At 53.9% G+C, this 9,701-nt stretch carries 7 protein-coding genes and 1 pseudogene; 4 read left to right on the top strand and 4 right to left on the bottom strand.

Features of this window, described 5'->3' with window-relative positions; translation table 11 throughout:
* Positions 1–88: 88 nt before the first annotated feature.
* The 4 genes and pseudogenes from EDC90_RS13885 to EDC90_RS20910 all read right to left on the bottom strand — a co-directional run bounded on the left by EDC90_RS13885 (position 89) and on the right by EDC90_RS20910 (position 5,224).
* Entirely contained in the window at positions 89–949 is an 861-nt protein-coding gene (locus tag EDC90_RS13885) for a glycosyltransferase (protein ID WP_245511057.1), read from the bottom strand.
* A gap of 6 nt (positions 950–955) precedes the next feature.
* Positions 956–3,223, bottom strand: coding sequence for a cellulose biosynthesis cyclic di-GMP-binding regulatory protein BcsB (locus tag EDC90_RS13880; protein ID WP_132312655.1), 2,268 nt, complete (start codon positions 3,221–3,223; stop codon positions 956–958).
* A 38-nt stretch (positions 3,224–3,261) separates the two neighbouring features.
* Positions 3,262–4,353, bottom strand: a pseudogene (gene wecB, locus EDC90_RS13875) (non-hydrolyzing UDP-N-acetylglucosamine 2-epimerase).
* Positions 4,354–5,068: 715 nt separating this feature from the next.
* Positions 5,069–5,224, bottom strand: coding sequence for a hypothetical protein (locus tag EDC90_RS20910; RefSeq protein ID WP_165972842.1), 156 nt, complete (start codon positions 5,222–5,224; stop codon positions 5,069–5,071).
* A 799-nt stretch (positions 5,225–6,023) separates the two neighbouring features.
* Here EDC90_RS20910 and EDC90_RS13870 point away from each other — a divergent pair.
* From EDC90_RS13870 to EDC90_RS13855, 4 genes are all read left to right on the top strand, one after another.
* Positions 6,024–7,016, top strand: coding sequence for a dihydrodipicolinate synthase family protein (locus tag EDC90_RS13870; protein ID WP_132312653.1), 993 nt, complete (start codon positions 6,024–6,026; stop codon positions 7,014–7,016).
* Positions 7,017–7,057: 41 nt separating this feature from the next.
* Entirely contained in the window at positions 7,058–8,110 is a 1,053-nt protein-coding gene (locus EDC90_RS13865; RefSeq protein WP_132312651.1) for a sialidase family protein, read from the top strand.
* A 62-nt stretch (positions 8,111–8,172) separates the two neighbouring features.
* Complete coding sequence (locus EDC90_RS13860; RefSeq protein ID WP_132312649.1) at positions 8,173–9,150, top strand: Bug family tripartite tricarboxylate transporter substrate binding protein; 978 nt, start codon at positions 8,173–8,175, stop codon at positions 9,148–9,150.
* A gap of 69 nt (positions 9,151–9,219) precedes the next feature.
* Positions 9,220–9,681, top strand: coding sequence for a tripartite tricarboxylate transporter TctB family protein (locus tag EDC90_RS13855; RefSeq protein ID WP_132312647.1), 462 nt, complete (start codon positions 9,220–9,222; stop codon positions 9,679–9,681).
* Positions 9,682–9,701: the final 20 nt, after the last annotated feature.

The raw sequence follows: 9,701 nt of genomic DNA, 5'->3' as shown, positions 1-9,701 counted from the left end.
TCTTCGTCATCTCGATCTCCTAATTGATAAGATGAACCAGAAATCCTCCCTTATTCAAATCCTCAAATCTGTCCCACCGGCGCTGACGTCAGACAGCCATGATCGAGCGCATACCGTGTTCGGCAAGACGCACGCCGATATCGTAGTCCTCCGTCAGTGTCTGCGTGTTGAACGGCTGGTTGTCGCTTTCCTCTGAAAGGGTCAAAAGAGCTTTCCTGGAGAAACAGGTGCCCACGCCGGCAGAAGGGACAACGCCTGAAAGCGCTTCTCTCACCACGATATCCTTGCCATGCCACTCGGCAAATTCATCCATGTAGACCCCGGCAACCAGATCGTACCAATTGCGTTCAAGCGAGTTTACCGGGATCTGGATGAGATCGATACGCGGCAGAAGATAGTTGAAAAAACGGAGCTCCAGCGGATGAAGAACATCCTCACTATCGTGCAGGATTGTTCCTGCAAAACTGATGCCATGGCTCTTCTCGTGTGCAAAGATCGCCTGAATAACCCAGTTCAGGCAATCGGCTTTGCAGGTTGGTCCGTCATGCGGCACTTCTACGCGCACCAACTGCCGATACCGACGGCGCATACGTTCGACCTCGGCGATGGTTGCTGCGTCATTTTGATATGTGCCCACGAAAACAGTGTAATTTCGGTAATCGAGGGTTTTCACCATGCCCTCGATCATCGCGGCAATCACATCATATTCGAGCCAGGCCGGCACCATGATCGCGATGTGCTGTTCCGGACGGTTGTAGAGCTGTTGTGTGGTCAGCGGCTGATAGCGCCTTCGGACTGTGAAATACCGTTTGATCGCTCTGAGATAAAACACTGCATCGATGAACAGGTCATCGATGCAGGACACCAAAATAATGACCGCGACCACGACAGTGCCGTACTCCAGAAAACGGTAATATTCGGCGAGGAGGTAGGGCCAGTAAAGCTGCATTGCTTCTTAACCCTGATCTTTCTCGGAGCCTTTTTCAGCTCTGCGTCGCGCAATTTTGGCGAGGACCGTGAGCACAACAAAACCGCCGACAATCGCTATGGTGAGGAACCATGGAAAGCGCTGCGTCCAGAATTCCGGCGTCACCAGCGACTTGAGCGAAAACCTATCGGATGAGACAATCGAAACCGGGTTTTCACCATCAGAAAAAAGTGGCTTGCCGCTGATGTTTGCCGATGCGAGGACGCCATTTTCACCGATGATGGCGACATCCCCCTGAGGCAACTGGAATGAGCGGTCTATCGTCGCGACAGAGCCTACAGACTGATAAGACAGACCTGCCTGATTGTTTGCGTGAACAGCTTCGAGAACAGCAATGTTGGAAAGGCCCGCAACATCAAACAAAGGGGTGCCGTCGGCAGCAGAGATTGTCATCTGTTTGCCACTAGTCTTCACGCGTCCGGGCAAGCTTTCCCCCGCAATATCAAAGAACAGGAATGGCTTGTCGGGTTGGGAAACCGCGGCGGCCTCTACAGCGCTGAACTCAGCCTTTGAAGGCGAAATGCCACTTGCTCCGGCCACATGCACAACGGTGGGAAGCGTGCGGGTTGCCTGTGAAAGCCAGCTGTTCGGCACGGCAACATAAGTATCTCCTGACATGTGAGGGGCAAGTGTGACGAAACCGTCGGCAGGGGGAGCATCTCTCAGGATAATCTGACTATCGGGCAGGACCGCGGCCGGAAATGCCTGAGGTGTCTCGCGGCAGTGATCGCTTGCCGGCTGACGCTGAAACCGAACTGAAATCGTATTTCTCGGCAGAAGAGCATATGACGGAACTTTCACCGAGATAGCTTCAGGCTGCCCGTCAGATGTCAGCTGTTTCGCACCGAGAAGGTAACCGTTCAGGAAGACAGAAGCGACAGGTTTGGTGGCCGTCGCGCCCGGCGCTGCAGATACCTTCAGATCCAACCCAGCCGGCGTCTTGCCGACGGGAAAGTCACCAGTATTGAACGTCGTTGACCATTCAGCCTGTGAGACAACGTCAACATCGCCAGCCGCCTGACTGATCGCGCCCAGTGCTATACGGTTATCGGCTGTCTGCGGCGTGGAAGCGTGGCGAACTGAAAGCTGTTCTGCTGCTGCCGCGTTTCTCCACATTGTATCAAACAGTCCGGCGGCTTCTGCGGTCCCATCTTGCGAAACTGCAATCACCGGCCGGCCCGCAACAAAACGCAGCCCGACATTTTCTTCTTCGAGTGGTTCGATGAGCAGCGCGTTGGTTTTTTCCATTGACCGCAGCGGCGCGGCGGCTTCGCTGTCCTCTGCGGCAATTTCGTCAGACAGGGCAGAAAAGGCGGTGGTCATGTGCTGATTGAACACAGCATCCATCACCAGAACATCTGGCTGAAATGAAGGTGCTCTTAACAGAAGAAAGGCGCCAAGCTCAGCCTCACTGTTCAGCTTAACCGCTCCTCCATCAGAGAATTTCGAAAAGGCCGGGATTTTGAGAAGAGCCGTCGGGACTGCGATACCCTCTGCATCAACGATATCCCCCACGCGGGGCAAGGCGATGACGTTGATATGTTTTCCGGCTTTTTCAAGCGCTGTTCCGATGCGCCAGGCCGCATCATACTGGGCTTCGTCAAGGGTTTCACCGGATATCATGAGATCAACATTCAGAGGCAGCGCAGCCCAGGCACTCGCAATATCCGTAACCTGGTCAGACATATAGCTGTAGTTCAGCCGTGTCTCTGGCAGAATCTGGAGTATGTTGCCAATAGGCTCGGCATCATCGCAGTAAAATTTTCCACTGGCAGAAGACCAGTTGATACCAAGATGCAGGAAACCGCTTTCACGGGGAGCACCGTCAACACCGATCTGGATGTCAGCATTACCTTCCGCTCCTGTAAGGGAACGCGCCGCAACAGCGTAGCTGTCGAGCGAAAGCGTGTAGGTGGTCTCACCACCGTCAGCGTGCAAATAGTGCCCTTTGAGATCCAGCACAGCGTCTTCCAGAGGAACCTCGGAAGGCACTGGAAGATAAATATCACGTCTTGCAGAAGAACCGGCAAGCGAAAGCGGACGTGTCACTCCAAGGTCCGATAGCATCACGGACTGCTGAATGGTTTTCTTCTGGACCAGTTGATTTAGGGCATCGGCAATCTCGCCTGCATTGGCAGATCCGGCGAAACCTGCGACCAGAAGCAGGCTGGCGACAGGATAAGAAACGAATCTAGGGCAACTGCAGCGTGTAGTGCGCAGTGGTGAATATGACATGCTAACTCTCCTCAAGCGGTAACTCAGACCGCCCAGCTTCAAAAAAACGACTGCGTTACGGAACTTGGCTCGAAAGTCGTGACTGCTCGCCCTGCAAGCGCATCGGCTATCCGAGCCGCTGCTTTGCCATCGCCATAAGGGTTTATGGTGCGTGCAAAGGCATCATAATACGTGGGATCGTCCAGAAGGCGGGTCATTTCCTGTACTATGCGCTCCGCATTGGTGCCGACCAGCTTGACTGTCCCGGCTGCAACAGCCTCTGGTCTTTCCGTTACATCACGCATGACGAGAACCGGTTTGCCCATAGAAGGCGCCTCTTCCTGAACGCCGCCTGAATCGGTCATGATGATATCGGCGCGTTGCATCAGAAACACGAAATCAAGATAGCCCTGCGGCTCGATCAGGTGGACATTCTCTGCACCCGCCAGCAACTCGTGCACCGGTCCGGATACGTTGGGGTTGAGATGGACCGGATAGACAATCTGCAGATCTGAGCGTTCTGCAAGCCGTGCCAACGCCTTACAGATACTGACGAACCCATCTCCAAAGCTTTCACGGCGGTGACCTGTGACGAGAAGCGTTTTGAGATCCGGATTTATAAAAGAAAAGCGCCGCGTGAGTTCCGCCTTGAGATCTGCATTTGTCCTGATCTTGCGAACTGTCTCATGAAGGGCATCGATGACTGTGTTTCCTGTCACCAGAATAGTGCCGCCCAGCTTCTCATTGCTCAGGTTTTCAGCACTTGTCGCTGTAGGCGCGAAGTGAAAGCTCGCGACTGTATCAATGACGCGGCGGTTCATTTCCTCCGGCCACGGCTTTGATAGGTCTTAGGTTCGAAGCCCCGCTTCCACATGGCCGATTTTTATTCCCCGGTGAAAGGCCGCGAGGCTCGCTGCCATCGCCGAGGTCGTATCTCCGTGTACCAGCACATAGTCCGGCCTCACCTGATCCAGAACCTCATCCAGTCCGGCGATAATCTTGCATGAAAGACTATTCAGCGTCTGGTTTGGCGCCATAACAGACAAATCGAAATCAGGTCTGATTTCGAACAGATCGAGCACCTGATCAAGCATGGATCGATGCTGGCCAGTGACGCAGGTTAAAGACATGATAGCGCTATCATTGGTCATAGAACGAACCACTGGCGCCATCTTGATAGCTTCCGGCCTTGTTCCGAAAATTGAGAGTACTTTCACTGAGCACCTGCTTCTGTTTGTTCGATTGATCCGCCACCTGAAATGAACAGATAGCACCCTCTTGACCCTGTCTTTTTTATGACTGTTATGGACATCAACCCATCACAACGCATGGTTGCATTTAAGGTAAATTTTAACTTTGGTCAAAATATAATTTCAACCTGATGCATTCTGCATGTGTGGCCGTTATCGGATTTACTGAGCGAACCTGACAAGCAACGCTGCGCAAACTCTCACTTTATTGACTATTTTGGCAAAAATCGGCAGCGCTTGAGAACAAGCCACCTCCTCAGCAGCATGCAGGTTGATTATAAAGAGAAAACCATAATGCCAAGTGTGCCGATCATCAGACCTTGCACAGGGTATTTCGCAAAGAGCCGAGTGAATAAAACGCGCTTTCCGAACTGTCGAGTGGATCTCTTCGTCCTGCTCATCGCGAGACGGTATAGTCACTCAATATTGTGGACAGATGATGCTGTGCCCAAAAACTGTCAGCTACAGAGCGTCTCGTGCGACCGTATCGCTGGCCGACGGAAAAGAAAGGAAAAAGAGGCTAAAACCGCCACATCGCCAAAAGCAGCGACCGTCCGGAGCCAAAGGCCCGGAGATGCTACGGCGGCGGATCGTTTCAAGCTGTTGTAAAACCTGATCAGCGCGGTGCATTCGGGCAACGGCGGCGGGCTTCGGCCCGGTTTTCGTTGAAGTCACCGATGAACCCTTCAATGCCGCGTGCGAAACGTGCGAAAGAGTTCCGGCTTCTGGCGGGGGCCGCACATTTTTCATCTCTGAAAGAACGGTTCGTCATAACATAATCCTCATGGTAGGCGTAAATTTGTACGAACCAATATATGCTCAACAAAGGTGGGTGAGCTACCGCTATATCCGCATCGTTTCTATGCGCCTAGCGCATTACTCAGAGTGCGGACCGCAAGACTTCGGTAAAAATTTAAAGTTTATGGCGACACCAACGTAACTTTTCGATGGCAGCTATGCAAAAATGCAGGACTTTCCGGCGTGGGCTAGACGCACCTCCGAGACAAGTATCGACCGCGTCCAAGCCGATGTGCGAAAGCACCAGCAAAGTCCTGACTTACCTGGCAAACGATAACACTGGATCGTTTTTCCAGATATGATGCCTTTGCCGCGCGTCAGGCGGCAACCACGTCCTGTTGCAGCCCGGGATTTCCTACAAGCCGGATCTCACCTTGTGCACGGACCCCAAAATGCGGCCTGCCAAGGATCAGAGAACACACGTTCGCGTCTGGGCAACCTTTCCAGAAATAACAGACCTCAACTGATACAATCAGTTATTTGATTGCTAATTCAAAAATATCTACTATTGATCATTTCATATCTTGTCGAACCAAGAGAAAGCGAGTAAGCATCAGTGCTAACACGTAGCAGCATGACCGCTGCGAACGATGTGAGCCGCAGAAACCTTGCTGACTTTCGGCGAAAAGCAGTTTTGCGCAGCTGCCTTTCAAAGAGCTACAGGAGGCATTTTCGGCCGTGTCCGGGACACTGCAATGCTACGGCTCAGACCAGACTTAGACGCGGGGCAGTGGCCTTGAAGAAGGTGCGCTTCCTGCAGCAAGGAAAGACAAATGACCAAGGCACTCGAAAGCGCGCACGACCACCACACAGGCATCTGGCCTGTTATGCTGACCCCGTTTACCGAGAACCTCGAGATCGACTGGGCGTCGCTTGAAAACCTGATCGACTGGTATCTGTCAGCCGGCGTTCATGGCCTCTTCGCCAACTGCCAGTCGAGCGAGATGTTCTTTCTGAGCGATGCGGAATCGGAAAGACTGACCCGTTTCGTCGTTGATTACGTTGATGGCCGTGCACCGGTTGTTGCTTCGGGCCACACCGGCAATGCCCCCAGCCATCAGGCAGAGCAACTGCAGGCAATTGCTGAATGCGGCGTTGACAGTGTCATCATGATTTCCAATCGACTGGCCGCCCAGGATCAGCCCGATGCCGTGTTCCTGGAAAATCTCGCGGCTCTGACAGAGAAGCTCCCGACCAATGTCGGCCTTGGCGTTTATGAGTGCCCCTACCCCTATAAACGCCTCTTGAGCGAAGAAGCCGTATCATGGGCTGCGAAGTCCGGTCGTTTCACTTTTCTCAAAGATACCTGCTGCAACATTGAGATGCTTCGCCGCCGCGCCGAACTGGCTAATGGAAGCCAGCTGCACATCGCCAACGCCAACGCTCAAACGCTCCTGGAGAGCATGAAAGCAGGCTGCCATGGCTACAGCGGTGTGATGGCAAACTTCCATCCGGCACTTTATGTCTGGCTGTTTGAAAACTGGCAGAATGCGCCGAGAAAAGCGGAGATTCTGTCCAAATTCCTGTCGCTGGCAGCCCTGACAGAAAGCATGAATTATCCAGCCTGTGCCAAGGATTTCCAGAAGGCCATCGGCAATTTTGCATCAATGAAGTGCCGTTCGCTGACCACCGGCAGCTACTTCGACAATCATTTCTCGTCGACCGTTTCGCAGATGATTGCCCTCGGAGACTGGCTGAACCAGACACTGGAACTCGGCCTTCCTGCAACGGCTCTTCAGCCGGAAAGCCGGGTTGCTGCCGAGTAATCTGAACGACAACTGCCATCGAAGAGGAGGAGACCTTGTCGATGCTGAATGTAAAGCTACAGACAAAAACCTTTATCGTTCCGCCAGACCATACCCTGTTTCGGAACTGCCACGCTTCCACTGTGATTGTCCTCCCAGACAATACCCGGCTCACCGCCTTTTTCGGCGGTGAGCGCGAAGGCGAAGGCGATGTCGCCATCTGGACCGTGCGCGGTGACGGCGAAAACTGGGAGGCACCCCGCCGCCTCTTTGCCGAGGACGGGCTTGCGCACTGGAATCCGGTTCTCCTCAACGAAGGCAACACGGTCTGGCTGTTCTACAAGGTCGGCCCGACGGTCCACACATGGACAACACGCTGGAGCGTTTCACACGATGGCGGACTGACATGGTCGAAGCCAGCTGAGCTGGTTCCCGGTGACAGCGCACCGCGCGGACCGGTGAAGAACAAGCTTCTTGTGATGTCCAATGGTGAATGGCTGGCGCCGGCTTCGGTTGAAACCGATGAGATCTGGGACGCATTCGCGGATATTTCTGCAGACGAAGGCAAAAGCTGGGCCCGCTGCGATGTTCCCTTCACCCACCGCAGTAATAGTGACACGCAAGATAATGGCGGCGTCTGGGGCGGACTGGCCGAAAATGCCTTGTGGGAAACAGATCCGCAGAAGGTTTTCAGATGGGATGGGGTGATACAGCCAAGCGCGTGGGAATCGGCTCCCGGCAAAGTCCATATGCTGATGCGCTCGACCCGCGGTCACCTTTACAGAACAGATTCCGATGATTTCGGCCGGACATGGTCTGAGGCCTATCCGACCGAAACCGTCAATAACAATTCCGGCATCGATGTTGCCGAAACCGGCGGCGTACTTGCGCTTGCCTATAACCCGAATGGCGGCAACTGGGGCCGTCGTACGCCTCTTTCCCTGGCACTTTCAAATGATAATGCCGAAACTTTTCATAGAGTTATCGACCTCGAGACTGAAGAGGGAGAATACTCGTATCCGGCAATCATTGCCAGAGGCAAAGAGCTTCACCTGACTTACACACACAACCGTAAGTCAATCGTCTACAGCCATTTGACACTGGAGGATGGCTAGTTTTTCGGTTTGCAAACGAGATAGACAGACCGGGAATAACCAGCACAACAAGGGAGTTAAGAATGCTGAAAGCAATTGGACTGGCGCTTTGTGGCGTACTGGCTTTGGCCAGCGTGCAGGCCACAGCGCAGGAGCTGACTTATCCGAAGAAGAACATCACCGTCATCATCCCGAAGAATCCGGGTGGCGGCACGGATACATCAGCCCGCCTGACACTGGAATATGCCAAAAAATACCTGCCGGAAGGCGTGATTTTCGTTCCGGAAAACAAGCCCGCCGGTAATGGCGTGACGGGCCTGATCGAAGCGGCCCGCGCAAAGCCCGATGGTCAGACACTGGTCATGACCACCGTTGAGCTGGCCATGTTCCCACACCAGAACAAGTCGCCGGTCAACTACGAGAACTTTACCGGTCTTTATGCACCGATCGCCGACCCGGCTTCACTGGTTGTCAACGCTGACAGCCCGTACAAGACGCTGGAAGATTTCGTGGAAGCTGCCAAGGAAAACCCGGGTAAAATCCAGGTTGCCAACTCCGGAACGGGTGCGATCTACGATCTTGCCACGATCAACATGGAACAGCAGCTGGGTATCGACCTGAAGCGGATTCCGTATTCTGAAGGCATTGGCCCGGCAATCGCCGCACTCGTTGGCGGTCATGTTGATGCCGTTGTCACCACACCGGGTGCAGCCAAGCCGCAGATCGATGCCGGTGCACTGCGTATGCTGGGCGTCATGGACTCCAAGCGTTTTGCACTGTTCCCCGATGTTCCCACCTTCAACGAAGCTCTGGGCGCAGGTACAGATACGCAGCTGCGTGCATGGGCAGCCATTGCAGGCCCGGCCAACATGCCGGAAGACGTCAAAGGTCAGCTGATCGAAGTCTTCAAGGCAGTTGCTGCGGATCCTGAGTTCCAGCAGGCCATGAAAAACCAGGGCATCATGCCCAGCACGCTGGTTGGTGACAAAGTTCAGGAGATGATGAAGCGTGACGACGAAATGTACGCCAAGCTCATCGAAGACTCCAAGAATTCCCAGTAAGCAATAATTGTTGCGCTCAACCGCGGCCCTGAAAATTCAGGGCCGCGGCCCCGGGCGGGGAGGAAAGCAATGAAAAAATATAATGTCCTGGTGGCTGCCGTTTCCATTCTTCTTGGACTTGCCATCTTCTGGTTCTCCCGCGGACTTACAACGATGTCACCGGATGGTGTTCCCGGAGAAGCCTTCTGGCCACACATGATCGCCTGGCTTCTGATCGGCCTCGGTATTCTTCAACTGATTGAGGTTTTCGCCTTTCCGGCTATCAATGCAGGTCGCGAGGTCATTCTTGGTGCTCCGGGAAACCTTTGGGCCTATCTCACCGCAGCCGTCGCCTTTGGCTTTGCAACGCTGATGGCATGGGCAGGCTTTGTGATTGGAGGCGTCATCATAATGCCGATCGTCATGCTGATCATGGGTGAACGACGCCCGCTGATTATCGGGGTTACAACCGTCGCCGCCATCGGTGTCATCTGGTTCTTCTTCGTTCACATCTTCAACATTTCGCTGCCGGCCCCGGCATTTCTGGAATAGCGCCGGGAAGGAACCAAGAT

It is taken from the genome of Martelella mediterranea (assembly GCF_004342225.1).
GTDB classification, from domain to species: domain Bacteria; phylum Pseudomonadota; class Alphaproteobacteria; order Rhizobiales; family Rhizobiaceae; genus Martelella; species Martelella mediterranea_B.
The sequence above is the reverse complement of the archived record's forward strand: the minus strand, read 5'-3'. Positions and strand labels throughout refer to the sequence as shown.

Coding starts and splice junctions, on each gene's coding strand:
- EDC90_RS13885 (WP_245511057.1), bottom strand. CDS start 949: ATGCAGCTTTACTGGCCCTACCTCCTCGCCGAATATTACCGTTTTCTG.
- EDC90_RS13880 (WP_132312655.1), bottom strand. CDS start 3,223: ATGTCATATTCACCACTGCGCACTACACGCTGCAGTTGCCCTAGATTC.
- EDC90_RS20910 (WP_165972842.1), bottom strand. CDS start 5,224: ATGACGAACCGTTCTTTCAGAGATGAAAAATGTGCGGCCCCCGCCAGA.
- EDC90_RS13870 (WP_132312653.1), top strand. CDS start 6,024: ATGACCAAGGCACTCGAAAGCGCGCACGACCACCACACAGGCATCTGG.
- EDC90_RS13865 (WP_132312651.1), top strand. CDS start 7,058: ATGCTGAATGTAAAGCTACAGACAAAAACCTTTATCGTTCCGCCAGAC.
- EDC90_RS13860 (WP_132312649.1), top strand. CDS start 8,173: ATGCTGAAAGCAATTGGACTGGCGCTTTGTGGCGTACTGGCTTTGGCC.
- EDC90_RS13855 (WP_132312647.1), top strand. CDS start 9,220: ATGAAAAAATATAATGTCCTGGTGGCTGCCGTTTCCATTCTTCTTGGA.